This is a genomic window from Paenibacillus lemnae (genome assembly GCF_012933385.1).
Taxonomy (GTDB): domain Bacteria; phylum Bacillota; class Bacilli; order Paenibacillales; family Paenibacillaceae; genus Paenibacillus_AQ; species Paenibacillus_AQ lemnae.
Genome location: NZ_JABBPN010000001.1, coordinates 372,261 through 398,535, shown reverse-complemented (window position 1 = coordinate 398,535; position 26,275 = coordinate 372,261). Strand labels below are relative to the sequence as shown.

Genomic DNA, 26,275 nt, shown 5'->3' with positions numbered 1-26,275 from the left:
TTAATACCAGACTGAACACTTTTTGAACCATATTATTCAGGGTAAAGGTACCTATGGAGGTGTTTATTTATGAAAACAGTGTTCATAGCCGGCGCCCACGGCGATACCGGACGATATATTGTAGAACAATTAAATCGTAAAGGATGCTTCACGATCGCATTGGTGAAACAGGAAGACCAGATCAATACACTGCCCTCAAATAATGTAAAGTGCATTGTTGGTGATTTGTCCAATGCCCTCTCCGATCATTGGAAAGATGCTGACGCGATCATCTGCGCTGCCGGAACCGGGATGGAACAGCAGCATGAGGAAGCCGACCAGGCCGGTATCATCCGTCTGATTGAACAAGCTGTACTGCAGGGCATCCCGCGTTTTATCCTGATCAGCTCTATGGACACCCGCCAGCCTGAACGGCAGCCTGCAGCGAAGCCATTTCTCCTCGCCCAGTCTACAGCTGAACATCAGCTCGAGGAAAGCGGCCTGACCTACACGATCATCCGTCTTGGAGAGTTAAGCGATGAAGAGCCTGCCGGCATGGCAGCAGCTGGACACAGCCTGGAAGACCCTCGGATATTATCCAAAGCCGATGCTGCACATGCTGCTGTACTTTCGCTGGAGCTGCCCCAGACTGAGAATATCACTTTCGATCTCGCAGGCGGCGACACCCCGCTGAAAGAAGCGCTGATACAGCTCGTAGAGAAAGAGGATGTTCCCGAATAAGAAAAGAACCACCAGAAGGCAGGCTGCTTTCGCCTCATCCGGTGGTTCTTATTTTCTCTTTCGTGCTCCTTGATTATTCTTCGTTATTCAAAATCCTGTTCAGACTGTCACAGGCTTTCTCATAAGCAGGCTGCAGCTGACTGAACATGTCTCTGCAGTCATCAAGGCGCCCAGCTTTAGCCGCCGATTCGATATCTGATAATAATACAGAAAGACTGTATATGCCCAGGCTGAGACTGCCTGACTTCATGTCGTGGGCTGAGGCTGCAGCACCGGCAGCATCTTCATTGTCCAGCAGCTTCTGCAGCTGCTCCATCTTGCCCGGCATTTCTTGTTGATACATATCGGTTAAAAGATTCAGCAGCTCGTGGCTCCCATCCTCGTTGATGTCGATAATATCGCGGATCACCTCTTGATCAAGCACCTTTTCCTCCAATGGCTTCACCGCCTTTGGCAGATACTGTTCAAGCATGGCTGCAAGAGACTCCAGATTCACCGGCTTGGCCAGAACCTGATCCATACCTGCCTCTGTACACCGCTGGCGGTCCGATTCATCAGTACTTCCTGTAAGGGCGATGATCGGGGCTCTCTTCCTCCCCAGTTCCAGCTCAGCTGCCCGGATCTTTGCTGCCGCTTCAATTCCGCTCATTCGGGGCATCATATGATCCATAATGACAAGACGATAAGCCTTGGCTTCTGCTTTCTTGAATGCTTCAACCCCATCCTGTGCGGAATCTATGGAAGTGAGGCCGAGTTTTCGCAGCTGCATCAGGACGACCTGACGATTGATGGAATTGTCTTCAACCAGCAGTACTGGTGCTGAGAGGTCCAGCTTGTTGCGAGAAAGCTGGACGCCCGAAGTTTCTTTAACCATACGTTTGGGGGTCGCCTCCCTGACTTTGGGAAGGATGATCTGGAACCAGAACAAGGCACCCTGGCCTTCTTCACTGTGAACACCGATTTCCCCCTTCATGAGCTCAACAAAAGATTTCGAAATGGACAGCCCAAGACCTGTGCCTCCAAATTCCTGCGAGCTTCCCTTGCCGGTCTGCGTATAGGGCTTGAACAGCATGGCCTGATCCTCTGAAGATATGCCCATACCGGTGTCCTGTATTTCAAAGCGAAGCTCCTGCTGCACATCCTGATCCCCGATCAGCATTACACGGATGGATAGTTGGCCTTTGTCCGTAAATTTATTAGCATTGCCGACGAGATTCAGGAGGATTTGTGTAATTCGACCGGGATCGCCAATCAGATTAAGGTTGACCTTCGGATCTACATAAATGGAAAGTGAATTTCCTCGGCCCCTGATCTTCCCTTCCAGCAGTCCCGACACATGATCCAAAACAGACTTCAGCTCGAAGGGTTCAGGTTTCAGTTCCATTTTGCCGGCGTCCACCTTGGATAAATCCAGCAGATCGTTAATCATATTGACCAGATGAGAAGCCGACTCCCGGATGATCGTAAGGGAAGCCTGGTTCTCTTCGGTCAAATCCGGCTGTTCGATCATCTCTGCCAAACCCATGATGGCATTGATCGGAGTCCGGATCTCATGGCTCATCAATGCGAGGAGCGAGCTTTTGACTTCAACGGCCTGCTCTGCTTCCATTCTCGCTTTCTTGAGCTGCGCATTGCTCTTGGAGAGCTGCCGCTGCAGCGTAACCAGTTCATTATTCATGGCGGAAAATTCGCTGAGCACTTGTTCTTCACTTTCCCGCGCTCTTACGATCTGATCCGACAGCTGTTCAATGGTTCTGCGCAGCATCGCTGCTTCTGTCTGCGGGTCATGCATCCCTGCCTGCCCCCTTCCTGTGTACGGTGCCCTCTTTAGCTGTTCATGTAACCTTATTCTTATGGGAAGAGACAAGCTGTTCTGCCACCGCTACTGTACTTTCCGCATCCGGGGCATACCCGTCTGCGCCTACCTCTTTCCAAAGATTCTGATCCAGATTAAACGGCAATCCGCCTACCATTATTTTTACATGCTCAAATCTTTGATCTGCACGGATCTTTGCAATCAGATCCCGAACCAGATGTATATGATACGTCATCGTCACCGATACAGCAACGACATCTGCTTGATGTTCATCTATAGCGTGAATCAGGCTGCTGTCCGGAACGTTAGCGCCCAGATAGTAGGTATCCCAGCCTTCCATCTCAAAGGTGTCTGCGACCATTCGCAGCCCAATTTCGTGCGTTTCGCTGCCCACACAGGCAGCCACCAGGGTCAGACCCTTCGTACCCATCGTAATCCAGTGCGGATACAGGCTGGAAATAATCGATTGCGTCACCGCTGTACAATAATGCTCTTGAGACACATTCATCGTGCCCGTATGCCACAGACGGCCGATCTCGTACTGTGTCGATTGAAAGATATGTTTATATAATGCCTGGATAGAAATTTCACGATCCATCAGCTTGTGAATTAACTTGGATGCTTTCATACGCTGGCCCTGCAGCAAAAACTCCAGATAGTCCCGGGCTTCGCGTGCCAGTGGATTGCTGTCCGTAATATAGGAATCCATGGTGGTGGTCTTGAGAGACTGCATCATCCCCATGTCCATAAAATCCAAAATTTTATCTTTTTGCGGGTGATGGAATTGTGACTCCACGGCTTCCCGCATCGCCTCCAGGTTCACTTTCAAATCTTCACCTGTGACTTTGTATCCCTCCAGCAGCACTTTCAGCCAGGAGATATAATGTAAAAACAAGGCCGGGCTGTTGACCAGCACGCTTTCTGCGAGATAATTGAGGGTATATAAGGAATCCATCTTGGTACGGACTCTGCCGGAAGGACCAAAGCGTTCATTCAAGTCTGGCTGTTTCGCATACTGCTGCTCGGTAATCCACTCCGCCAGATCGCCCGCTTCCTTCAATAAAACATCACCGGCGGTATTTCCCGGGGTTCCCATGGTCATCCCTCCTTCTTGCTAGAGTTTATAGCATTTAGTCAGCACGCACATGATACCGCCTTACGGTCGGCTTGATCCCGGCCAGTTCCTGATCCGGATACTTCTTCTCAAGCTCATGAATGCGTTTAAAATCATCGCTGGTTACCCAGGCCAAGTAATGCTCCTTCTCGGACCAGGTCATGTGAACGGTCAGTTCACCCGGCTTATGTTCGTTTTGCAGGAGCTGAAATGAAATAAAGCCGGGCTGTTTATCAACGGACCGGCTGCGGTTGGTATACAAATGTATTAAGTCCTCCGCTTTATGCTCCGGGACCTCTACAATAGACTGAACTATATACACAAAAGACCTCCTGTTTAAGACATCATCTATCATGAAAAATAAGGAAATGTTTTTATGGACTTCTCCCATTATAACGTATTTCGGTCCTCTTTTGCACGTTTAAGCCTAAAAGGACACTCTTTCCAGCAGATGTTCCCGGTTGAAGCATTACGCATTTGTGCACTACAATGGATAGACAAATCCTTAATGGACAAGGTTCCCGCACACTTCGGCAGAGGTGTTTAACTCACTTGAAGTTAGGGTACATGGTTTAATAAATTCTTCCAGCCTACAATACATATAAGAGAGGTTCTATCATGAAATTATATCCAGAAATGTTTCTTTCCCCCTGGCACAGCGCTGTCATTATACTTGGCCTGATTGCATGGATTGCGATGATGGTCGGAGGGTATGATCGTAAAACCGTTCTTAAAAGTACGGGCATGTCGCTCTTGGCCTTTTACGGCATCGTCACATTTATGGTTGTCGTCATCTCCCAGGAAGGGAAGTATGTTGAAGAAAAAATGACGACAGCCATCGATGAACGCTATGAGGAAATTAAAGACAAGCTTCAATACAGTGAAGCCCCGGGGGTTCTTGCCCATGTCGGTGCGTTTAGTGATGAGGACGGAGGCACAAAATGGGTCATATATGCCGGAAACTACAGCAGCCAGCCTTTTACCGGCACGCTGGAAATTGTGGTAACAGATGAGGACAAACAGGAACTGCTGGAGAAAACCTACCGCGATGTGAGTCTTGAGCCTGGCGAAAAGAAGGAGATCGATTCGGTCTTCACCTCAAAGGATATCGAACAATACTGGCATACCTTTGAAGCCATCCCGGATTCACCATAGCGATATAGGGATGGTGGTGGAAGCCAGCCAGATTCTAACGGTGATGCATCTTCCTCAGCCGAGCTGACCTGGTATCACCGGCACCGCTGGCATCGCTGGCATCCTCAATAAGACTGATTTTCAAGCTTATATCTATGAAAAATCAATTTATTATCTCAATAAGCCTGATTTTCAGGCTTATTTTTTTGATTTACCCATATTTTCGGCCTGTAATGAGACTTTCGGCTATTTTAAGATTGATTTTCAAGCTTAAACTGCCACTTCGCTGAAAAATGAGAGAAATAAGATTGGAATTCAAGCTTATTTCCAGCGCACCCGATAGCCGCAGCATTTCGCAGCATTTCGCAGCATTTCACAACCTCTCGCAGCGTCACTTAACGTTTCGCAGCCTCTCTTAATGTCACTCAGGCAGCACAAGGGCGGGCCCTCAAGATCGAAGATCTTGAGGGCCCGCCCTTTTTTCGCCAGCTTATATTATACATGTATTACAGGTTTCGGGTCTCTTCTGCAGCTGAACCTTCAGCTTGAGACTTTGAGCGCGCTTCTTCCTGCCTGTCTGCATCCTTCCGGCGCCGGATGAAGCTCCCAAGCAGAAAAGTCAGCCATATTCCCAGCGGTGCCAGCATGGATGTGCCCATTAAGGCCCCGCCCGCCTCATACAGTACACTGCCTTCCTCTTCTGAGCCTGCAGCAATATCCAGAACAAGCCAGGTGAGGAACGAAGCACCCCAAAACACAAGCATATGCTGCCATCTTAGACGTTTCACAAGCAGGAAGAACAGCATGCTTATCCCGAGAAGAATAAGCCCCGGGATTACAAAGCTGTCCAGCTCGATGCTGCACTCTGCAGCCAGACGGATGATCCACCAGCCCAGACCGAACTGCAGAAGAAACACCATCCATGCCAGGGAGCCGATATTGACGAATACCGCCTTCTCCCGGCGGGTCTTCTCCATCTCTTCGATCTGCCGAATCTCATCGTCCAGGATTTCCTCTTCTTCAGGCGTCAGTTCCCGGCTATGCTCCTGGGCTCTTTCTTGTTCAATCTGAGCATCCATGTAAGGACGGAATTGACGTTCCACATTCCCATCAAATTCGGCAGAAACGCGGTTCTCCTCCTCACGGAGAATATCAATGGCATATGGATCATCCGGATTTTGAATGACGATATTGGACAGCCACATCTGAATTCCTTTCGGAAACAGCACATTCAGCCATTGATTGGCTTCGTCCGGCTGGCCAAAAGGAACGGTCAGCAACCGGTCACCCGCGCCCCCTCGATAGACCAGATGAAGGACAGGCCAAAGTTCCGCCATCGGCGCACGTTCCCTGAACTTGGTCTCCTTATAGGCATAGCTGTACATCATCACATGCCGTCCATAATACATTTCCTTAATATCGCGAATCGGGACGCTTTCCTGTCTCGATTCTTTGGTTTCCTTGTCCCATACCGTGTACTCCACATGATCATCATAGATGGCAAACCGGTCATTGTGACGGTTGAGCCAGATCCGTTGCCTCAGGTTTCTGAATAACATGAATGACATCAACAGTCCCACAGGGATGGCCAGCAGTGTAAGCCACATCCATGGGGAGGGCCAGAGAGAGAGCAGTATAAAGGGTCCAATGATGAGTGCAAGTCCGATCACCATGGCGATGATTATGCTTTCAAATGTTAAGATCCAGTAAAAGGGCTGCATTTTGGGCTGCCGCTGTTCATGAATAGCCGTTGACATGGAGGCCACTCCTTTGTGTATAAGGTGATGTTGTCTTTATGTATATAGCAAAAACCCCCCTCCGGTTGTGACCGGAGAAGGATTTCAAATGCCCTTTGCGAATTACTCGCTCTGTGCAAGCTTTACCAGGAGATGAGCCAATTTGTGCTGCTCTTCCTGAGTACCAACTTTCCACAGCTCCTGCAGCAGCTTCTCCTCACTATTGCGCGGCTCTTCATTCTCAGCAAGATAGCTTGCAATTTTCTCGGCACCTTTAGCCAGCTGCTCTTCACCGAGACCAATGCTTTCCGCGAGTTTGATGCGCTTGTGAAGATACGTTTTAAAACTATCGAAATCGGAGAGGATTCGATCCTTCTCGCCTTGATCAATCTTGTTGATGGCATTATCCACTTTGTTCATATCGAGTTCGCCGTCTTTTTTCACCACATGATTATGTTCAGACATGTAAAACGCCTCCTCAGTAATTTTTTACTATTTTTAGTAACATCCTTTACTTAAACAGGGGTCTTCGTCATGAATCATAATCTGCAGCCAAGACAAAAATCATACAGAACTTATACATAAAGTGTACAAAAAGGCATGATAACTACGATTTTCTTCCCCGGCGTCCTGTATTTTGACCGCGCGGACCCGACGTACCTCTGCTGTTCCGGGTACCGCTGCCGCTGCTGCTGCCGCCGGCTCGTCCTGCACTGGAAGTGTATGCCTCCCGGCCCTGACGGCTGGTTCCTGAACCGGCTTTGGCGGAACGTCCGCTGCTTCCCTGACTGCGGCTGCCTGTCTCTCCGCGCCGCCGTCCTTCACCGCGTTCAGTGTCCTTGAAGGCAGAGATGTCGCGGGCTTTACCGCTGCTCCGTTCACGGCGGCCTCCGCCGGCTTCCGCATTTCGTCCGCCTCTGCCTGCTTCACCGCGGTTTCCTCGGGACCCTGCAGCTGCTCCTCTTCTGGAGCTCTCCTGTCCGGAGCCCTTCGGGCGCGAACTCTCGCGGGCTTCACTGCTTCGGCCATCCCACGTCATCCGCTTAAGCTTTACCGAGATGGAGCGCTCGATCTTCTCCAGATCAAAGCTGTCTTTCGGCGCCGCAAAGGTTACCGCGAGACCTGTACCGCCAGCACGGCCTGTTCTTCCGATCCGGTGAATGTAGCTCTCCACATCGTGAGGCATGTCGTAATTGTAGACATGGGTAACGCCCTCTACATCCAGTCCCCGTGCTGCTACATCGGTGGCAACCAGCAGCTGAAGCTTGGCATCACGGAATCGCTTCATCACCGCTTCGCGTTTGGCCTGTGACAGATCACCATGCAGCTCGTCGCTGGCATAGCCAAAGGACAGCAGCGCTTCATTCAGCGTCTGTGCACGCCGCTTGGTCCGGCAGAAAATCATCGCCAAATAAGGCTGATGCTCTTTTAGCATACTGCGCAGGGCGTCCTGCTTCGTACGATCCGTACACTCCACCACGACCTGCTTGATGCTTTCGAGCGGAATCAGCGAGCTGCCGCCGCCGTCTTTCACCACAATATCCACCGGTTTGTTCATATAATTACTGGCCAGCTGCTTGACTCGGTCCGGCATGGTGGCTGAAAACAGCATGGTCTGCCGTTTGTACGGAAGGGCAGCAATAACAGCTTCTACCTCATCCAGAAATCCCATATGCAGCATCTGGTCGGCTTCGTCCAGAACCAGCGTTTTTACCCCGCCCAGCTCCAGGGTCCCCCGGCGCAGGTGATCCAGCAGCCTTCCCGGTGTACCGATGATCAGATGGCGTCCGCCCTCCAGCTTGCGCAGCTGCTTCTCCACATCCTGTCCGCCATAGACAGCCAGGACCTTCGCTCCGTCCGGTATGCCTTCGGCAAGCTTTCGGGCTTCCTCTGTGATCTGCAGCGCCAATTCACGCGTAGGCGCGACAATAAGCGCCTGTGGGTAAGAACGCGCAGGGTCGATCTTCCGCAGAATAGGAAGCAGGAAAGCGAGTGTTTTGCCGGTTCCTGTACGTGCACGGGCAATGACATCCTTGCCGTCCAGCAGAAGCGGTATGCTCTCCTGCTGCACCGGAGTCGGTACGGTAATTCCTTTTTCTTTTAGTCTGCGTACCATTTGTTCGTCAATGCCCAATTGTTGAAAGTTCGGCAAAAATTCCACCTCATTTAGTAGTTTTCCCGGTCAAACGCCGGATTTAAGTCTGTTGGTTAGCTCGGCTGCCCTAACTCAGCCAGGAAAGCGCGAAGCCCATTTCGCGGCCTGAACGATGATCTGCCGGAATGGCTCGTGCAGGAAAGACGGCTCATGATGGCCCGGCATTAAGACCACAACACGTCCGAGTCCGTATTGATGGCACCATGCGGCAGGCCACGTCTTGTCTTCATGTTCATATTGGAGCAGCACCGTTTTGTCTGTAAAGGAATCAAACTCGAAACGGTAAGGCTCTTCCTCCATCTCGAACGGTTCGATGCCCTGTATGATATCATGCCCCTCCGCTGCCGGTGTGAAGGTTAATTTACACATCGGCGGATGTCCATTGAAACGGCCTCCAATCATCTGGGCGAGTTCATAGCGGTTTGCCAGTGAAACGCCATTGTGCAGCACAACCAGTCCTCCGCCTCCGCTGACATACGAGATCAGCCCTGCGGTTTGGCGCGGGGATACTTTCTCATCCCATAAATCGCTGTAAGCGATACAAAGATCGTAAGGATACAAATTGCTCTCTCTGAGCATCTTGTGATTTTCTGTGCACTGCACGGTAAACATATCATTCAGCAGGTGCGAAACCTGCGCATCAATACCCTGCAGCGGATGAAACTTGGGGTGTGTATAGCTGCCCACTAAAAGTGCTTTTCTCTTATCCATCATATACCTCCTTAAGAGATTACCAGGGCAGATCCTGGCCTTCTATATCAAAATATCGAATTTCGCCGCCTTTCTGTTCAAGCGTCTCATGCGTTCTGTTGTCTATAAAACAAAATATCGCCTCAGCAGACTGTTCCGGAGTCAAGTCAGCGGCATCATCCACTTTCCCCCGCATCATCGTCTTCATCCAGCCGGGATGTATGACCCACACATCCACATCTCCGTGAAGCGCGTTATATACCAGCTTGGACTGCATGTTTAAGGCTGCTTTCGACATGCCGTAAGCAAACCAGCGGTCGCGTGCCGCCTGACTGATACTTCCGGCCTCGGACGAGATGTTGATAACGAGCGGCGCGTCACCCTCCTGAAGAAGTCCAAGCAAACCGTTCACTACCCGCAGCGGTCCGAGCGCATTAATATTGTACACCTGCTGCATATCGTTAAAATCCAGCGACTCTCCCAGCCCAGTGTCGATGTCGCCCAGCACTCCTGCGTTGTTGATCAGAATATCCACAAAGGGAGTGAACTCCTTCGCGGCTTGTACCGCCTGCTTCACACTCTCGTCACTGCCGATGTCCAAGGTGGTCACGAGCAGCCTGTCGGCATAAGCCGCTTCAAGCTGTTCCAGACCCGGTGAGTGATCCGCGTATCTGCCCGCGATCACCCGGTAACCTTCCAGCAGCAGCTTCCGTACCAGAGCAAGACCAAGACCATGGTCCGCTCCGGTTACACATGCAGTCAGCATTACGTTTTCCCTCCGATATATGTTTATTTTGCCGCGTATTTCAGGAACTTAATCTTCAGGCAGCCAATTCTGTCCTCAATTACCGCTGCTTGCAAAGTAACGTCCCAGTGCCACCAGCATGCTTCCCATCCGTTCTTCCTGAGGAACAACCCGGGCTTCAATACCCTCCTCCACCAGACCTTGTGCGGTCACTTTGCCTACAGCACATGCAGCCACGGGTCCCTCGAACGCTTGAACCAGCGGTTCAAAAAGCCCTTGGCCTCGTGCATATTCTGCCAAAAACCGAAACTGGGGCGCACTCGTAAAGGCTACGGCATCAACCTTCCCGTCCAAAATTTCCGAGAGCAGCAGCCGCAGATCCTGCTCTTCTGGGGGAATATGCTTATAAGGAAGAATCTGGACCGTTTGGGCGCCATGATCTGCAAGCCATGCGACCAGTTTAGGTGCAGACTCTCCGTGCAGCTGCAGCGTCACCTTTTCACCCTTTAACAGCGGGTCGCCAAAAGCCCGGATCAGCCCTTCTGTACTCCCGTCATCATCACGGACCAGCGGCTTCAAGCCTCGCTTCTTCAGCGCATTGACGGTTTTATAGCCTCTCGCCGCAATTTGGGTCTGTTCCAAAATCGCCTGCAGTTCATCCTGCACACCCATTTGCTGAGCCATATCCATAATCGCTTCAAAGCCGATGCCTGTCGTGAAGATGCTCCATGCCGGCGGATCCTGCACCCATGCCAGAATCGAGGCACGCAGTGCCTCATCATCCAGAAACACGGTGCCCTGAGCCGGGCGAATCAGCGGCGTGCCTCCCATGTTCTCGACCAGTTTGGCCATATCCGATGATTTGCGCGGTCCTGTCAAGGCAATTACCTTTCCCTTCATATGTTGAGCCATGCTTTTTCCTCCCCCGACCTGATCAGTATTAGTCCAGTATACTTGCCCTTTCCAAGAATAGAAAGCCGTTTCCCCACAAATTCAGCATGAAAAAAAGCGAAAACAGAACATCACGGTTCTGCTTTCGCTTGCTGTATTGCCGGACTTGTCAGGCTTGCGGAATGCCGGTCAAATAGGCGCTGATATCAACACCCAGGTCCTGGGAAAGCCGGCTTCCAAGCTCACGGTCGGCCCGGAAAAAATGACAGATGGCACGCATTTGAATGTCAGGCTTCACCTGACTCAGATCATGCACCAGATTGTTCAGCAGATGCTGCTGCTCTTCCTCCGTAAAGGACCGGTACAGCTCACCCGCCTGAGTGTAATCATCCGTCTTCTCAATACGCTGGCGGACCGTTCGGCCAATTAGGGGTGTCTCGCTTTCCAGATACGCCCTATCTTCTACGGGGCCTTCATTATAGCTGTTCGGCTCATAATTTACAGGCGAAGGATCCTGATTTACATTCATCTGGCCGTCACGCTGGTGATTCCGTACCGGTGCATACGGGCAGTTGACCGGAATCTGCAAATAATTAGCACCCAGACGATGACGCTGTGTGTCCGGATAAGAGAACAGACGCCCCTGCAGCAGCTTGTCCTCGGAAGGTTCAATGCCGGGAACCAGCGCACTTGGCGAAAAGGCAGACTGTTCCACCTCCGCGAAAAAATTGTCCGGGTTGCGGTTCAGTGTCAGGGTCCCGACTGTTTGAAATGGAAAACGGTCTTCCGGCCAGGTCTTGGTCGGGTCCAGCGGATCGAAGGCCAGACCATCCACTTCCTCCGGCAGCATCATCTGCACAAGCAGCCTCCATTTGGGAAAATGACCCTTCGCAATATGATCATGAAGGTCACGTGTAGCATGATTGAAATCGCCGCCCTGCACCTCTCTGACTTCATCGGCACTCAGCGTGTTCACACCCTGCATAGATTCCCATTTGTATTTCACATACAGGACGCGGCCTTCGTTATTGACCCATTTGAATGCATGAACACCAAAGCCGTCCATCTGCCGGTAATTCGCGGGTGTACCATGATCGGAGAACAGCCAGGTCATCATATGCGTTGATTCCGGCGTCAGCGTCATAAAATCCCAGTACCGTCCCGGTTCCTGGACATTGGCAGCCGGTGAAGGCTTCAGGGAATGCACCATATCAGGAAATTTGATCGCGTCGCGGATAAAAAATACAGGAAGATGATTGCCTACAAGATCATAATTTCCTTCTTCGGTATAAAATTTCACCGCAAAACCTCTCGGATCACGGGCAGTTTCCGGCGAGCCTGTCCCGTGAATGACAGTGGAGAACCGGACAAATACCGGCGTTTCTTTACCCGCCTCCTGCAGAAAAGCCGCAGAGGTAAAGTGACGCATACTGTTCTCTGTCACAAACACCCCGTGTGCGCCCGCACCGCGGGCATGAACGACACGCTCCGGTATACGTTCACGGTCGAAGTGAGCCAGCTTCTCCAGCAGATGATAGTCCTCCAGCAGCGCAGGGCCGCGGCGGCCCGCTGTTTTGGAATGCTGGTTATCAGCAACAGGAGTCCCCTGGTTGGTTGTTAAACGATTATTCATATGATGACCTCCATCAGTAATTGATTTTAGACTGAATCTAAATTTATATACTGATTGTACCATCGCCAATTGAGCTGTTCATGATATATCGGTGAGCCTTGAGTGAGTCTTAAATGATCCTTTTATGAAGAATATATGAAGCGGGAACACCGCACCAAAAAAAGAAGAGTCAGTCCGCCAGGCGGTATCCGACTCCTCTTACTGTGGCAATATATCGCGGTGCTCCGGCATGATCGCCGAGCTTTTTCCGCAGGCTTTTGATATGAACATCGACTACATTGCTTCCCCCGACAAAATCGGTATCCCAAATCCGGCTCATCAGATCTTCCCTTGTACGTACTGCCCCTTCGCTATCCAGCAGCAGAATCAGCAGGCTGTACTCCGTTTTTGTCAGATGCACTGTAGTGCTGCCCCGCATGACCGTCATTTTGTCCCGATCGATGAACAGGTCTTTATATATGCTCCGGTTTCCTGCCTCTTCACTCATCATCGGTGATGAAGACGCATGAACACGAATGCTGCGCCGGATCTGATACATCAGACTCTGCGGGGAACGGGCAGGCCACACCATCAGCTCTTCGTCCAGCATGGAACCGCTGGCCCGGTTCATCAGCGCTTCCCCGACCAGATACATCACGGGGATGCTGATCCCGTCCAGCAGCAGCAGACTTCGTTCCTCATGAAAAGCTTCCGGTGAGGCACACTCCGTCATATCTGCGATAATAAGGCCTGTCGTCAGCGCAGATGTCAGCCGCGGTTCCCATCTTCTCATCATCATGACATCAAAACACTGCTCGGACAGCATGCCTGCGAGGTCATGGACACGTGCCGGATTGCGGCTCAGCATCGCTGCTTGATAAAGCGATACCGGACAAGCAATCTCTTCCTGTTCTTGCGGCTGCTGAAAGGACTGTTCAGACTTCGACTGCCAGCCGGAGCTCGTAAAGAATGGATATCCTGTCATTGGTCCGGTCTCCATTATCGGGTTCGCTTGATTTGACATTCAGGACACACCCCCCCGAATACCACATGCGCATGATTAATAGCATATCCTGTTTCTTCGGAGACGACCCGGTTCCACTCCTCCGGAATGCCGGTCATCACCTCATCCACTTTTCCGCAGACCTCACACATAATATGCTGATGCTCATCGGTGCGGGCATCATACCGGCTCGAACTTTCACCGAGTTTCAATTCCCGGATTAACTGCTTATCTGTTAAATAACGCAACGAATTATATACTGTACCGTAAGCCAGATTGTATCCCTTTTCCACCAGGCGGTTCATAATGTCCGATGCGGTGGGATGATCTTCCGACTGGCGCACGACATCATAGACAGCCTGACGCTGGGTGGTCAGATTTAATGATCTCAAGAGATTCACCCTTTACTTGTTTTTAGACCAAGTATAAATCTTAATGCAGATAAGGTCAATATCTATGTATAAATGGACGAAAATTAACAATACTTGTCGACAATTTATTCCTGATTCCGATAAGATGAAGATATCGCTTCAATGAATGAAGGGAATGAGATACCTTTTGTTTAATATGCTGTTCACCAATTTTTGCGTACTGGTTACCTTTGTATATCTCTCAGGGATCCTGGCTAAAAAATATAATAATGATCTGAAAATGCCGTCTTTGAAAGTTCAAATGGTAGCCGGACTTCTCTTTGGCCTCTACGGCAATATTCTGATGTCTTATTCGTTCTCTATCAACCAGTTGGTCATTGCGGATTTCAGACATCTTGCTCTCGTTATCATTGCCAGCTATCTGGGCTGGTTCCCGACGCTCATTACAGGTGTCGTTATTGGTGCTGGACGCATGGTTCTGTTAGGCATGAGCACAGCTTCAATGATAGCAGGCACCGGGATGATGCTTACCGCGGTTCTTTGCGCACTGATCTCCCGCTTGCCTGGAAAGCGGCTGTACAACATGCTGACGATGAATCTGGCAGCGATGACGATCATATCGCTCGTCATTACACTGAATACAACAGAGCCGCTATTCTGGGTGTTGTTGATTTACCTCGTGCTTTCCATCGCCGCAACCCTGGTCATTTACATCCTGACCGAAGATGTACTGGGCTCCATCCAGATGTTTCTGCAAATGAAAAAACATGCCGAAACCGATCATTTAACCAGCCTGAACAACCTTCGGCAGTTTGAGCAGCTGCTGGACAGACGATATGATGAGGCGATTCAAAACCGTGAGAAGCTGGGTGTGCTCCTGGTCGACATCGACGGGTTCAAAAAAATAAACGACACCTACGGCCATGCGGCTGGAGATGTCGTTTTGCAGCAGCTCAGTCAGCTGCTGAAGAAGCATGCCCGTCCGATGGACGAGGTGTCCCGTAACGGCGGAGAAGAGTTCACGATTCTCGCTCCCAAAGCTTCGCTGCTCGAAACCGCAGCATTGGGAGAGAAGATCCGCAAGGCAGTGGAGCAGCACATGTTTGAGCTGCAGGACGGTATCGTGCTGAATGTCACCATATCCCTTGGTGCCGCCGTGTACCCGGATACCGTGATGACGGATAACGCCCGTGAGCTGCTGCTTCAGGCGGACAAGGCACTGTACCGCGCGAAGAACAGCGGACGAAACCGGGTATGCATGGCAGAGGCGCCTGATGAGAATACATAACCTAATGAATCTTTTTAAGGCTGCAAAATATCCTCGATGGCAGAGATCGTCTCCGGAGACAGCTTGATCCCGGAAGCATTCACATTCTCTTCCACCTGTTCCGGCCGGCTTGCACCGACAAGAGCACTGCTGACATTTTGCTGCCGGAGCACCCAGGCCAGAGCAAGCTGGCCGACCGAGATGCCAAGATCTCCGGCAATCGCTCCAAGCTGCTGAACCTTCTCGATGCGCTCGCCGCTGATCTTCAATCGGTCAGCACCCAGCTTCGCGGCCCGGCTGTTCTCCGGCATACTCTCCCGGGAAGCGTACTTACCGGTCAGCAGTCCTTGCGCCAGTGGAGAATACACAACCTGTCCGATGCCTTTTCTTTCTCCAAGCGGAATGACCTCTTTCTCGATTCCACGTTCAAACATGTTGTACAGCGGCTGGTTAACGACAATCCGGTCCAGCAGGTAACGGTCAGCAATGGCCAGCGCTTCCTCCATCTGGGCTGCTGTCCACATGCTTACTCCGACATAGAGAACCTTGCCGCCTCGCACCAAATCATCCAGTGCCCGCAATGTTTCCTCTACAGGAGTCTCGGGATGAAACCGGTGGCAGTAGTAGAGATCAATATAATCCATGCCCAGCCGCTTCAGGCTGGCATCGCACTGCTCGATAATGTGCTTGCGGGATAAACCCTGGTCATTGGGGCCATCGCCCATTTTGCCGAACACCTTGGTTGCCAGTACATAGGATTCCCTCGGAAATCCCTGCAGCGTTTCTCCGACGACCACTTCTGCTGCACCCTGCTCGTACACATTGGCCGTGTCAAAAAAATTGACGCCGAGCCCGTATGCGGTCTGGATGGATTTCACCGCATTTTCCCGTTCTACGTAGCCCCCGTAGGTCAGCCAGCTGCCCAGGCTGATTTCGCTTACCTTGAGCCCGCTGCCTCCAAGTCTTCTGAATTCCATATCCGATTTCCTCCTTCACCAAGATAGGTACACTCTTTTATTCTACCACTCAGAAGGTAGTTGAAGCACGCACAGGTTAACGGCTGTATCCTGTTCCTTTAATGTCAACCTGGACATCTACTTTAAACGTTATCCCCGGATACATGTCCTTCCACTGCTGCTTCTCTGTGGCATTATTCCAGTGCGTGCCGAAATATCTTAGTCCGAAGCCGGTCGGGTCCGTTCCCGTATCACGGATTTTCAACAGCAATGTCTCCACATCTTTGGCGACACTTTCATTAAATGATTTCTCCAGTTCGATTAATTCCCCATGAGACAGCTTGTTATAGTCATCTTTCTCTTCCAGGTTTCCACCGATGGTTATCTTATAGTGAATTTCTCCCTTACCTGGCTCTGTCGTTATGATCTGGTACACTGCTCTGCTCCGGTCTACATTCAGATTATAGTGATTGCCGTGCATCATCGTCTCCAGATCGGTACGCAGGTTGCGGACATGAAGCAGATTAAAGATCTTGGTATCCTCAGGGGCAAGTATATCTCTGACTTTTTCCTTATCGAGCAGTGCGACCTTGTTAATATTCAGCATGGGACTGCCGCCCTCAACAATGCCGATCACCGGCAGGAAAGGGTCTATTCCCTCGTCCCGGATCCGGCGGTCAACATCAAACATATACGTCTTCACAATATACGGGGACTCGGTTCCTTCCTCACTCAATGCCAAAGCTTTGGCATTGCCGGCAATGCGCTCGGTGGCAGGACTTATATTCAATACGGTCTCCGCATCAGGCACAGCCACAGCCGGATACATTATGAGCTGGGTATCCCGCCGCCGGACCGTCCACTCCTGCATTTCGCGAATACTTCTGCGGGCGTAGCTCTCCCCGAACAGCACTGTCTTGCAGTGACCAAAATCCAGCTCTTTATCGACTTTGGACTTGATTTCCCTAGCTGCCTTGGCGATGGAGGAGGAGACCTGTGTCAGAATAAGCGATTTGATTTCACCGGATTTCGGATCTCCCATGGGAACGGCCACTTTAAACGTGTATTTCAATACATCGGGGTTGTCTTCGACGGTATCGACACCCATAGCCACAATAAACAAGCGCAGATCTATATCCCGAAACTCACATCCGCTGACCAGCAGCATCTGAGTGAGGAAACACAGCAGCAGGATGCCTTGTTTTATTCTGTTCATGCCCTTGACCTCCTCCGCAGCACACAAAATGCCAGCAGAATTAACAACAGCAGCTCCGCCCACAACCGCATATTGAGAAACCAGATCCCAATGAGATTATTTGAAAACTGATCCATAAGAGATGCGCCAACCATCACCGCAGCAGAAAAGAACGCCAGGATCCACCACTCTTTGGTATCCCTTTTTTTCTGGGAAGGACCTCGATCCTGAGAACGGGAAACGGGCTTCTCGATTGCACCCAGGACCATCTCTTTAGCCACATGCCAGTGGATAATAGAGTTCACCAGCGAAAGGCAGAGATAGACGACATAGAATATATAAATCATTCGTTCAATAATGAAGTAACGGATGCGAAGTGAGTCTACCGTCGAGAACGCAGGGTATACATGGAACCCGGCCCCTTCCGCACCCAGAAAACCGACAGGAGCAAGCATAGCCATGACAGCGGTCATTCCCCCTATCAAAGCAATGGCCCAATAGTGGCGGACGCGCAGCTTTTGAAAGACACGATTGAAGATAACCACATTGGCATACCCGCTGAAGATATATGTAGCTGCAGCGACAGAAGTCAGCGTCGGTGCGGTCCAGAAATAAGTCAGTACCTGCTTGACGGCATCCCACTGGAAATACGGACTGCTGATCGCGCGGTATGTCATGTAAACAATCAGCGGCACCATAATGAACAAAATAATTTCCAGCGCATACAAAATGGATTCCGAGCTTCGCCTTGCCCCCAGGCAGACAACAGCCAAAAAACCTATAAGAATGGTATAAGGTGATACATCCGGGCTAATATATCTGCCTGTCACATCCATAAATCCCACCAAAGTGACCGAGCTTGCCGAGAACCAGACAAAGGCCAGCAGGAAAAGGATCAACTTTCCCAGCCAACCGGGCAGGTATTTAGCAAAAATTTCAGGAAAACCCTGTCCGGGAAATTTGGTGATCATTCGTACAAAAAGATACATGAACAGCATGCCGATCGGAATGGCCAGCATCACCCCCATCACGGCTCCATCGAAACGGTCTCCAATTAGAATCCTGGGCACAAAATTGACCAGGTTCATCAGCGCATTGAGCAGAAAAAGATAGTAGAAATAGACACTTCTGACCACCTACTTCCCCTCCTCCGTTAACTTTCGAATGGCGAACATTTTCAAATAAGGTTTTCCAAAGCTCCTCAGGCTGGCCAGATACAGAATCATGCTGATGATGCCAAGTACGATGCCGACAAGTCCGAAGAAGGTTGCCAGCATGATAAATCCGTATTTGGCTAATCGGATCCCGAAGCTCATCATGGACATGGGGATGACAAAGTTGGTAATTGCAACAGCTGCGACCAGAATGATCATAATATTGCTGACCAGGCCCGCATCCGTAGCTGCCGTTCCCAGAATCAGACCACCTACCGTGGTCGCTGTCGGACCGATCGCTTTCGGAAGCCGGACACTGGCCTCGGTCAGAAACTCCATGGCCAGCAGCATGAATATCACTTCGACAAAGGAAGGATAGGGAACTGTTGCCCGGCTGCCGGCGATCAGCAGCGCAATCTGCATCTTTAAAATCTCGGGATTGTAGGAAGTAAACGCTACGTACAGCGCGGGCAGCAGCAAAGTAGCCACCAGTCCTATATATCGCACGGCCTTCAGAAACCAGCCAATGGGCGGAAGCTGGATCTGATCATCCATGGCAGTAAAGAAATCATTGAAAATAGCGGGTAGCAGAATGACATACCCCGTGGTATCGATCACAACTACAACTTTTCCCTGTGACAGGTTCAGCACGGTCCGATCCGGCCGTTCACTGAGCATCATCGTAGGAAACAGCCGCCATTTCGGAGTCATCGTAAACCGCTCGATCTCCGATGCCGATTGAATGACATCCGCCTCCAGGTTGTCCAGCCGTTCCTTTAATTCTTTAAGCACTGCTTTATCCACCCTTAAATCGTCGTACAGTATCGCAATCCGGGTCTGTGACAGCTTCCCGATGGCCATATATTCAGCTTTCAGATTCGCACTCTGATAGCGGCGCCGAATCATGTTCATATTCGTATCCAGGCTTTCTGTAAACGAATCTGTCGGGCCTTGAATGACATTCTCGGTCTTGGCATCGGACACGGTGGCCCCTTGCACCAGAAGCGCATCAAACATATACATTTGATCCCCAATACATACAATCACTTGGCCTTTCAGCAAGCTTCCCAGCAGTTCGTCCTGGTCCTTCGCTTCTTTAACAGAAGGAAAGGATGACACAAAGTTATGGTACTGGTCCAGGTCATTCAGTTCATAAAACCGGTTCACCAGCTGTTCCTGAACGGTTATCGGGTCGGTCATGGTTTTCAGATAGATCAGAACAGCCTGATCCTGTCCGATCGAAAGCGTGCACTCTTCCTTGTCCCCGACATTTTCCAGCTGCTTCAGCAGCCATTCCCGGGTCTGCTGCGCATGACTTTTGTGTGATGACATGTTACATTCCCTCATTCCGTGAAGTGGAGTCCGTATATTGATCTTCAAGGTATTTTCTTCAAAAAGACTCCACATTATGTATCCAAAGAAACCTGCAGTAGGGGAAACACCCTCGGCCGCGGGGATGATATCGGTTTCTTTTTACCTCATGGTGGTAATAATGGTTGACGAGCCCAGAAGGGACACGGATCAATAACATGTATACAATAAGGAGGCTGATGTGAATGGAACAGGACATGAAACGAAGCAGCGGCTTGCCGAAATTCCCGGAATCCTTGTGGAGAGCGACAACGGATCTTAAGGCTTTCCCGCGGCTGGCAGAAGATATCGAAACCGATATTGCAATCGTTGGCGCAGGCATTACAGGGATCACGACAGCTTATCTGCTGGCTAAAGCAGGCCGCAGGGTAACGCTGCTGGATGCCGGACGGATACTGGACGGGGCGACCGGATTTACGACAGCGAAGGTCACAACCCAGCATGGCATGATTTATAATGAGCTCATGCATCACTTTGGCGAGGAGAATGCGCGTCTGTATTACGAAGCCGGAGCCGAGGCGATGGACTTTATTCGGAATTTGACGGCAGAGCTGGGTGCCGAGTGTGATCTGGTGACAGAGGATGCGTATATATACACCACAGAAGATGACAAAACAAAATCGCAGCTGGAAGATGAATATGAGGCCTATAAGAAGCTGGGTATTCCGGGAGAGTGGACAGACCGACTTCCCCTGCCGATTCAAGTTACCGGCGCGATCAAGATGCCGGGACAGTTCCGCTTCCACCCGCTCGCCTATTTGAAGGCTATGGTGCAGGAGTTCTTGAAGCTGGGCGGAACCATCTACGAAAATACCACGATAGACGAGAAGGCGGATACAGACGGACCGGTCATCCTGTACACCGAGCGCGGACAGCATAAGATCACTTGTCAACAGGCTGTCTCCGCATCCCATTTTCCGTTTTACGACGGAAAAGGCATGTATTTTGCCCGGCTGCATGTTGACCGCTCGTACGTGGTGGCCATCAAGCCGGAAACTGCCTATCCGGGCGGTATGTACCTGAGCGTCGATCAGCCTGCTCGTTCCCTGCGGTCTGTAACATACCAGGGCGAAGAACTGGTTCTGGTGGGCGGTGAAGATCATCCTACGGGCAAGAGCGACTGTACCCACAGGCATTACGAGAATCTGGAAGTGTTCGGCGGGGAACTCCTCGGTGCGCGCAGCATTCCTTACCGCTGGTCCACACAGGATCTCATTACGCTCGACAACCTGCCTTACATTGGCCAGTTGACCTCCAAGGAAGACCGCGTCTACGTCGCTACCGGATACCGGAAATGGGGGATGACCAACGGAACAGCGGCCGCCCTGATTCTCAGAGACCAGCTTCTGGGACAGGATAACCGGTACAGCGAGCTGTTCTCCCCATCCCGTTTCAAAAGTGATCCTAGCCTGAAGACACTAGTCGTTGAAAATGCAGGTGTAGCGAAAGAACTGATCTCCGGCAAATTCGACATGACCCATGATAAAATTTCAGACATCGGTCCGGGTGAAGCAGGGGTAGTTCGTCATAATGGCCAGCGGGCCGGGGCGTACAAGGATGAACAGGGCAAGCTTTTTCTGGTGGACACGACCTGTACACATATGGGATGTGAAACGCACTGGAATGAAGGCGAGCGATCATGGGACTGCCCGTGCCACGGCTCCCGTTTTGGGTATGACGGCAGCGTGCTCGAGGGTCCTGCTGTAGAGCCACTCAATAAGCTGGATCCAGAGGAAGACTAAATAAAAAAAGGCAGGATGCTGTCCCATGCGGGATGATCCTGCCTTTTTGGCATAGGTTGACGTCTTCGTGTTCCTGTCCAGGCGCTTGGTTCAAGCGATGACCGGGGCAAGCTCTTCACGGTAGGGCGCCAGTGACTGTTCAACAATCATGTCTGTGAATGCCGGATCGACATCCAACAACCATGGCATGGCATGATTCCATGCATTCTCTTCAATCTGCAGTAGGATCTCGGTCCGGGTGCGTTCATCCATCGCGGCATCCAATCTGTCACAGAGCGCCGCCAAGTGCTGATCTGCTGCATGTCCCAGCTCATGGGCCAGAACAACCGCAAAATAATCATAAACCGCATCCAGTGAGCCAAACACCTGCAGACACTGCTGCTTAATGACTTCGGTATACATCGTAACGGCGTGCGTTTCCATCCCGTATTTCCCGCCGATTAACCGGCCCCCCGGAAAATGGGATTCAAGCTTGACCGAAACTCCGCTGCCCGACCGGCGAATCAATTCCGAAACCAATCGGTTGAGTACGGATTTTTTCAAAAATATCATGGCTCCCTTTATAAATATACACATCATTATAGAAGATTTTCCTAAAGTTGCAACGTTTAAGGGCATATTCGTGTTCACATCATTTGACTATTGTATGAAGCTTGCCGTCTGTTATTCCTGCTTTCCTGCTGCCTCCTTCGCTGCAAATCAATGGGCGAAAAAGATCAGCTGGACGAGAAACAGCAGCGCAAAAATATAGACAAAGGGATGCACTTCTTTGAATTTGCGCCTGGCTATTTTCATCACAGGATAAGAGATGAATCCGAGCGCAATCCCGTTGGCAATGCTGGAAGTCAGCGGCATGCTGATGATCACCAGAAAAGCGGGAAAAGCCTCTTCGAAATCGTTCCACTGGATCTCGGAGACGCTTCGAATCATCATACAGCCTACAATAATCAGGCTTGGTGCTGTAATGGCAGCTACGCCGGACAGTGAACCAATGAGCGGACTGAAGAAAGCGGCGGCAGCAAAAAGTACAGCGACCGTGATGCCGGCGATGCCGGTCTTGCCGCCAGCTCCTACGCCGGCTGCAGATTCCACCGTGGCCGCAGTCGGACTGGTACCGAGCATGGAGCCGACGATCGTGCCGACAGAGTCTGCGGCAAATGCACTGCCTGCCCGCTCCAGCCTGCCGTTCTTGAGCAAACCGGCCTGCTTCAGGATGGCCAGCATGGCGCCTGTCGTATCAAACAGCATGACCAGCAGGAAGGAGAATACGACACTGTACAATCCATACTCCACCACATCCTGAATGGAGGTCAGCGGATTATACACGAGGATCCCTTCCGGCAGTCTGGGCAGAGACATCACCCCCTGATCAAAGTGAAGCTGCCCGGTGATCCAGGCAAACACCCCGGTGATCAGCATACCGATAAATAATGCGCCTTGAACGTTCAGAGCAAACAGCGCAATGGTCACGGCAATACCCACCAGAGTCAGCGCAACGCCAGGCTCGGTGAAATCTCCCAAGGTAACCAGATTGGTTTCATGATCGGTGATAATACCGGACAAACGCATGCCGATAAAGGCGATAAAGAGGCCGATCCCTGCTGCAATCGCATGCTTCAGATTATCCGGGATCGCCTGAATCAGCCGGGTACGCAGTGAGGTCAGCGAGATAAGCAGAAAAATAATCCCCGATATAAAAACAGCCGAAAATCCGACCATATAGGGAATATCGTGGCCTCCCACCACGGAATACGTGAAATAAGCGTTCAAACCCATCGCCGGTGCAATCACGACAGGATAATTGGCGAAGAAAGCCATAAACAACGTTCCGATGACGGCGGCGGCAATGGTGGCAGTAAAGCTCTGGTCGAACGGCACGCCCGCATCCTTGAGAATCATCGGATTGACGATAATGATGTAAGCTACCGTTAAAAAAACGGTCAAGCCTGCCAGGATTTCGGTTTTCATCGTGGTGTTTCGTTCTTTAAGTCTGAACCTGTTGTTGAGCATGGTAACATCCCTTCGGCTGTAATGGTTCCATTGTAGTGCAATCGATATGCCCTCTACAATAGCTTCCATCTTTTGTATACCCTTATCACAAAAGAAAGCGGAATCCCAAAACACGGGATCCGCTTTTATTCTTTCATTGTTTTGTATTCTTAATCAGCCTTTTGCCGGCACCGGCTCAGGCTCTATATCATCAACCTGCTCCGGAGCTTTACCCGGCCAGAACGCCCATTTCCCCAGCAGTGTCGTAATTGCAGGGACCAGAAGCGGCCGAACGATAAAGGTATCCAGCAGAACTCCGACCGCCGTAATCACACCGAACTGCACTAATACCTGGATCGGCAGCGTGGCCAGCACTGCAAAGGTAGCTGCCAGGATCAATCCCGCCGAAGTGATAACAGGTCCCGTTTCATGCACACCTTCGCGGATCGCCTGCTTCAGCGGCATACTGCGGCTCTTCTTCCAGATGCTAGAGATCAGGAAGATGTTGTAATCTTCACCGAGCGCAGCCAAAAATACGAAGGAATACAGTGGAATGGTTCCCTGAATCGCTTCTGCACCCAGACCGTAATGCAGGATAAGCCATCCCAGCCCCAGTGTTGAGAAATAAGACAGGATAAGCGTAAGCATCAGGTACAAGGTACTGATGATCGAACGGAGATATAGGAGCAGCAGCAGGGTAATAAACCCGATGATGAACGGGATGACCACCATAATATCGCGCTCACCGACTACCTCTGTATCGTACTGGGTCGCCGTCTGTCCGGCAATCCACACCTTGGAAGCAGGATCTGAAACGCCGGCATCACCCAGTGCCTGCTCTGCTGCCGAACGAATCTCAGGAATGCGGTCCATCGCCTCCTGGTCGTAAGGATTTACGGCCAGCTTCACGTCATAGGCAGCAATGTTCGGATTCACAGCTCCCTGAGCCGGCTCCCCAGTATCGCTTATGAATGACAGGCCAGACAGCGACTCCTGCAGATTGACCTCTTGACCCGTTGAATCAACCATGACCTTCACCGGAGCAAGATCACCCGGCGAGAATTTGTCGCCAATGATATTAAAGCCTTCACGGGAAGGCATATCTTCCGGGAAGGAAGACAGCAGGTCATACGTAAACCGGAGCTGCGGGGTTACCGCGGCCAGCGATCCCAGCAGCACCAGACCGACCAGCGTAATGGTCCAAGGCTTGCGGGTAGCCAGACGGCCGATGGCATCGTCCTTTTGTTTTTTCCGATGCTTAACAGGCTTGTTCTTTCGGCGTGCACGTTCTTCTTCCATCTCCGGTGTACGAGGTACAAACGGGAAGAATGAGCCTCTGCCGAGAATCGCCAGCATGGCGGGAACGAGGGTCAGGCTTGCAATAAACATGACGAGAATGGCTACGCTAAACGGAATGGCAAACCGGTAATAAGCACCGTATTCCGCAAACAGCAGTGCCAGCATAGCCGCAATAACGGTAATACCGCTCATCGCAATAGCGCCTGAGGTTTGCGTCAAAGCTTTAAACAAAGCTTTTTTCCTGCTCTTCTCCTCATATAGATCCTGGCGGAAGCGCGAGATCAGGAACAGGCAGTAATCCGTGCCTGCACCGAACAACAGCACCGTCATGATGGCAATCGCCTGGCTGTCTACCGTAATCCATCCCTCTCCGGCCATGTAGCCGAGCACCGGACTGATCACACCATAGGCAAAGCCGACAGCAACCAGCGGAATCAGGGCCAGCACCGGTGACCGATAGATCAGCAGCAAAATAACGAGGACCAGCACTACGGTAGCTATCAAGAGCGAGACGTCTGCATCCTGGAACAGGCCGGTAGCGTCTACCGATATGCCTGCCGGACCTGTGATGCGTGCGGCGAGCTCCGTGCCGTTCAGGTCCTGGTCAAAAGGATTGGCACCGAAAGCTTCTGTCGTCATTTCCTTGACCCGGTTCAGCCCTTCCTCTGTTCCCTCTGCACCTGCCGATGCTTCAAAAAACACCGGCGTGACAAGAGATTCTCCATCCTCTGAGAGCTGCTGCTTCAAAGCGGGAAGCGGGAGCTTATCAAAAGGGATCACTTCACCCGCCTGATACGGTACCGGATCTTCCGTCAGCTTGGCATACAGCTTCTGGATATTGCCCAGATCCTCATCGCTGAGGCCTCCCGTTCTCTGCCACACCAGAAGCGCGGGCAGTCCTTCTCCGCTCGGAAACTCACGGGCCGCCACCAGATCGGCCTGGACAGACGGACTGTCTTCCGGAAGGTTTGGCGCATTATTGGTTTCTTTCTCATTTACCATTGGCCATGCCACACTTAACACAGCGACAAGCACAACCCACACAGCCAGCGTGACCCACTTGGTTTTCGGGCCTGCGACAAAACGGCCAAATCCGGTATGTTCTTTCATTGGGAACCTGTCCTCCTTCTTTCATCCATGTAAGAATCGGTGTACACTTGCAAAAGGTATAGCCTTTTGTCAAAATCTAGTTCAGAATCATGATTCCGGTTTAAACTTTTTATACAGCAGACCATCACGTCTCTTTAGCGATGTCCATTTGGTCCGCAATTAATTATATATACCGGAAGGTTAATTATCAAATGGTTCTTTTTGC

The 26,275-nt window shown here is 51.1% G+C and carries 23 protein-coding genes; 4 read left to right on the top strand and 19 right to left on the bottom strand.

Annotated elements, in window-relative coordinates; translation table 11 throughout:
- Positions 1 to 69: 69 nt before the first annotated feature.
- Complete coding sequence (locus tag HII30_RS01780; RefSeq protein ID WP_169503199.1) at positions 70 to 720, top strand: NAD(P)H-binding protein; 651 nt, start codon at positions 70 to 72, stop codon at positions 718 to 720.
- A 73-nt stretch (positions 721 to 793) separates the two neighbouring features.
- Here the strand turns inward: HII30_RS01780 and HII30_RS01775 are convergent, their stop codons facing one another.
- Genes HII30_RS01775 through HII30_RS01765 form a run of 3 tightly spaced genes read right to left on the bottom strand, consistent with a single transcriptional unit; the run spans position 794 to position 3,972 of the window.
- Entirely contained in the window at positions 794 to 2,512 is a 1,719-nt protein-coding gene (locus HII30_RS01775) for an ATP-binding protein (RefSeq protein WP_169503198.1), read from the bottom strand.
- A gap of 43 nt (positions 2,513 to 2,555) precedes the next feature.
- Positions 2,556 to 3,632 (bottom strand): cobalamin B12-binding domain-containing protein, encoded by a 1,077-nt coding sequence (locus HII30_RS01770; protein WP_169503197.1) that lies wholly within the window; start codon positions 3,630 to 3,632, stop codon positions 2,556 to 2,558.
- A 34-nt stretch (positions 3,633 to 3,666) separates the two neighbouring features.
- Entirely contained in the window at positions 3,667 to 3,972 is a 306-nt protein-coding gene (locus tag HII30_RS01765; RefSeq protein ID WP_169503196.1) for an antibiotic biosynthesis monooxygenase, read from the bottom strand.
- A 296-nt stretch (positions 3,973 to 4,268) separates the two neighbouring features.
- Here HII30_RS01765 and HII30_RS01760 point away from each other — a divergent pair, with 296 nt between their 5' ends.
- Complete coding sequence (locus tag HII30_RS01760) at positions 4,269 to 4,805, top strand: hypothetical protein (RefSeq protein WP_169503195.1); 537 nt, start codon at positions 4,269 to 4,271, stop codon at positions 4,803 to 4,805.
- Between the two features lie 485 nt (positions 4,806 to 5,290).
- Here the strand turns inward: HII30_RS01760 and HII30_RS01755 are convergent, their stop codons facing one another.
- The 9 genes from HII30_RS01755 to HII30_RS01715 form a co-directional block, all read right to left on the bottom strand.
- Complete coding sequence (locus HII30_RS01755) at positions 5,291 to 6,541, bottom strand: DUF4229 domain-containing protein (protein ID WP_169503194.1); 1,251 nt, start codon at positions 6,539 to 6,541, stop codon at positions 5,291 to 5,293.
- A 102-nt stretch (positions 6,542 to 6,643) separates the two neighbouring features.
- Positions 6,644 to 6,985, bottom strand: a complete 342-nt coding sequence (locus HII30_RS01750; RefSeq protein WP_169503193.1) for a DUF3243 domain-containing protein — start codon at positions 6,983 to 6,985, stop codon at positions 6,644 to 6,646.
- 142 nt (positions 6,986 to 7,127) lie between these two features.
- Entirely contained in the window at positions 7,128 to 8,672 is a 1,545-nt protein-coding gene (locus HII30_RS01745; RefSeq protein ID WP_211184361.1) for a DEAD/DEAH box helicase, read from the bottom strand.
- Positions 8,673 to 8,747: 75 nt separating this feature from the next.
- Positions 8,748 to 9,386 carry a ThuA domain-containing protein gene (locus HII30_RS01740; RefSeq protein ID WP_169503192.1) on the bottom strand — a complete coding sequence of 213 codons (639 nt, stop codon included), beginning with the start codon at positions 9,384 to 9,386 and terminating at the stop codon, positions 8,748 to 8,750.
- 19 nt (positions 9,387 to 9,405) lie between these two features.
- On the bottom strand, positions 9,406 to 10,131 hold the full coding sequence (locus HII30_RS01735) for an SDR family NAD(P)-dependent oxidoreductase (protein ID WP_169503191.1): 726 nt from the start codon (positions 10,129 to 10,131) through the stop codon (positions 9,406 to 9,408).
- 75 nt (positions 10,132 to 10,206) lie between these two features.
- The gene (locus tag HII30_RS01730) at positions 10,207 to 11,022 is read right to left on the bottom strand and encodes a uroporphyrinogen-III synthase (RefSeq protein WP_169503190.1); all 816 of its coding nucleotides are present in this window, start codon (positions 11,020 to 11,022) and stop codon (positions 10,207 to 10,209) included.
- Between the two features lie 148 nt (positions 11,023 to 11,170).
- Positions 11,171 to 12,634, bottom strand: a complete 1,464-nt coding sequence (locus HII30_RS01725; protein WP_169503189.1) for a catalase — start codon at positions 12,632 to 12,634, stop codon at positions 11,171 to 11,173.
- 169 nt (positions 12,635 to 12,803) lie between these two features.
- Positions 12,804 to 13,637 (bottom strand): winged helix-turn-helix domain-containing protein, encoded by an 834-nt coding sequence (locus HII30_RS01720; protein WP_169503188.1) that lies wholly within the window; start codon positions 13,635 to 13,637, stop codon positions 12,804 to 12,806.
- The gene (locus tag HII30_RS01715; protein WP_169503187.1) at positions 13,613 to 14,008 is read right to left on the bottom strand and encodes a Fur family transcriptional regulator; all 396 of its coding nucleotides are present in this window, start codon (positions 14,006 to 14,008) and stop codon (positions 13,613 to 13,615) included. Before HII30_RS01715 ends, HII30_RS01720 begins: the two co-directional genes overlap by 25 nt.
- A 145-nt stretch (positions 14,009 to 14,153) precedes the next feature.
- Between HII30_RS01715 and HII30_RS01710 the strand changes: the two genes are divergently transcribed.
- Positions 14,154 to 15,275, top strand: coding sequence for a GGDEF domain-containing protein (locus tag HII30_RS01710; protein WP_246245918.1), 1,122 nt, complete (start codon positions 14,154 to 14,156; stop codon positions 15,273 to 15,275).
- A gap of 14 nt (positions 15,276 to 15,289) precedes the next feature.
- Here HII30_RS01710 and HII30_RS01705 read toward each other — a convergent pair whose 3' ends face one another.
- The 4 genes from HII30_RS01705 to HII30_RS01690 all read right to left on the bottom strand — a co-directional run bounded on the left by HII30_RS01705 (position 15,290) and on the right by HII30_RS01690 (position 19,891).
- On the bottom strand, positions 15,290 to 16,231 hold the full coding sequence (locus tag HII30_RS01705; RefSeq protein WP_169503186.1) for an aldo/keto reductase family protein: 942 nt from the start codon (positions 16,229 to 16,231) through the stop codon (positions 15,290 to 15,292).
- 76 nt (positions 16,232 to 16,307) lie between these two features.
- Complete coding sequence (locus tag HII30_RS01700; protein WP_169503185.1) at positions 16,308 to 17,426, bottom strand: Ger(x)C family spore germination protein; 1,119 nt, start codon at positions 17,424 to 17,426, stop codon at positions 16,308 to 16,310.
- Complete coding sequence (locus HII30_RS01695; protein ID WP_169503184.1) at positions 17,423 to 18,541, bottom strand: GerAB/ArcD/ProY family transporter; 1,119 nt, start codon at positions 18,539 to 18,541, stop codon at positions 17,423 to 17,425. The genes HII30_RS01700 and HII30_RS01695 overlap by 4 nt, the downstream gene beginning before the upstream one ends.
- A complete protein-coding gene (locus HII30_RS01690) occupies positions 18,542 to 19,891 on the bottom strand; it encodes a spore germination protein (RefSeq protein WP_169503183.1) in 1,350 nt (449 codons plus the stop codon). It lies immediately after the preceding gene.
- A 224-nt stretch (positions 19,892 to 20,115) separates the two neighbouring features.
- Between HII30_RS01690 and HII30_RS01685 the strand changes: the two genes are divergently transcribed.
- A complete protein-coding gene (locus tag HII30_RS01685) occupies positions 20,116 to 21,672 on the top strand; it encodes an FAD-dependent oxidoreductase (protein ID WP_169503182.1) in 1,557 nt (518 codons plus the stop codon).
- Positions 21,673 to 21,762: 90 nt separating this feature from the next.
- Here the strand turns inward: HII30_RS01685 and HII30_RS01680 are convergent, their stop codons facing one another.
- The 3 genes from HII30_RS01680 to HII30_RS01670 form a co-directional block, all read right to left on the bottom strand.
- Complete coding sequence (locus HII30_RS01680; RefSeq protein ID WP_343045039.1) at positions 21,763 to 22,224, bottom strand: hypothetical protein; 462 nt, start codon at positions 22,222 to 22,224, stop codon at positions 21,763 to 21,765.
- A gap of 147 nt (positions 22,225 to 22,371) precedes the next feature.
- Positions 22,372 to 23,682, bottom strand: a complete 1,311-nt coding sequence (locus tag HII30_RS01675) for an NCS2 family permease (protein ID WP_169503267.1) — start codon at positions 23,680 to 23,682, stop codon at positions 22,372 to 22,374.
- Positions 23,683 to 23,835: 153 nt separating this feature from the next.
- Complete coding sequence (locus HII30_RS01670) at positions 23,836 to 26,070, bottom strand: MMPL family transporter (protein WP_169503180.1); 2,235 nt, start codon at positions 26,068 to 26,070, stop codon at positions 23,836 to 23,838.
- Between the last annotated feature and the right edge of the window lie 205 nt (positions 26,071 to 26,275).

Bases quoted from the DNA above. Each gene is read 5' to 3' on its own strand.
- HII30_RS01780 (WP_169503199.1), top strand. From the start codon at position 70: ATGAAAACAGTGTTCATAGCCGGCGCCCACGGCGATACCGGACGATAT.
- HII30_RS01775 (WP_169503198.1), bottom strand. From the start codon at position 2,512: ATGCATGACCCGCAGACAGAAGCAGCGATGCTGCGCAGAACCATTGAA.
- HII30_RS01770 (WP_169503197.1), bottom strand. From the start codon at position 3,632: ATGGGAACCCCGGGAAATACCGCCGGTGATGTTTTATTGAAGGAAGCG.
- HII30_RS01760 (WP_169503195.1), top strand. From the start codon at position 4,269: ATGAAATTATATCCAGAAATGTTTCTTTCCCCCTGGCACAGCGCTGTC.
- HII30_RS01755 (WP_169503194.1), bottom strand. From the start codon at position 6,541: ATGTCAACGGCTATTCATGAACAGCGGCAGCCCAAAATGCAGCCCTTT.
- HII30_RS01750 (WP_169503193.1), bottom strand. From the start codon at position 6,985: ATGTCTGAACATAATCATGTGGTGAAAAAAGACGGCGAACTCGATATG.
- HII30_RS01740 (WP_169503192.1), bottom strand. From the start codon at position 9,386: ATGGATAAGAGAAAAGCACTTTTAGTGGGCAGCTATACACACCCCAAG.
- HII30_RS01735 (WP_169503191.1), bottom strand. From the start codon at position 10,131: ATGCTGACTGCATGTGTAACCGGAGCGGACCATGGTCTTGGTCTTGCT.
- HII30_RS01730 (WP_169503190.1), bottom strand. From the start codon at position 11,022: ATGGCTCAACATATGAAGGGAAAGGTAATTGCCTTGACAGGACCGCGC.
- HII30_RS01725 (WP_169503189.1), bottom strand. From the start codon at position 12,634: ATGAATAATCGTTTAACAACCAACCAGGGGACTCCTGTTGCTGATAAC.
- HII30_RS01720 (WP_169503188.1), bottom strand. From the start codon at position 13,637: ATGTCAAATCAAGCGAACCCGATAATGGAGACCGGACCAATGACAGGA.
- HII30_RS01710 (WP_246245918.1), top strand. From the start codon at position 14,154: ATGAAGGGAATGAGATACCTTTTGTTTAATATGCTGTTCACCAATTTT.
- HII30_RS01705 (WP_169503186.1), bottom strand. From the start codon at position 16,231: ATGGAATTCAGAAGACTTGGAGGCAGCGGGCTCAAGGTAAGCGAAATC.
- HII30_RS01700 (WP_169503185.1), bottom strand. From the start codon at position 17,426: ATGAACAGAATAAAACAAGGCATCCTGCTGCTGTGTTTCCTCACTCAG.
- HII30_RS01690 (WP_169503183.1), bottom strand. From the start codon at position 19,891: ATGTCATCACACAAAAGTCATGCGCAGCAGACCCGGGAATGGCTGCTG.
- HII30_RS01685 (WP_169503182.1), top strand. From the start codon at position 20,116: ATGGAACAGGACATGAAACGAAGCAGCGGCTTGCCGAAATTCCCGGAA.
- HII30_RS01680 (WP_343045039.1), bottom strand. From the start codon at position 22,224: ATGATATTTTTGAAAAAATCCGTACTCAACCGATTGGTTTCGGAATTG.
- HII30_RS01675 (WP_169503267.1), bottom strand. From the start codon at position 23,682: ATGCTCAACAACAGGTTCAGACTTAAAGAACGAAACACCACGATGAAA.
- HII30_RS01670 (WP_169503180.1), bottom strand. From the start codon at position 26,070: ATGAAAGAACATACCGGATTTGGCCGTTTTGTCGCAGGCCCGAAAACC.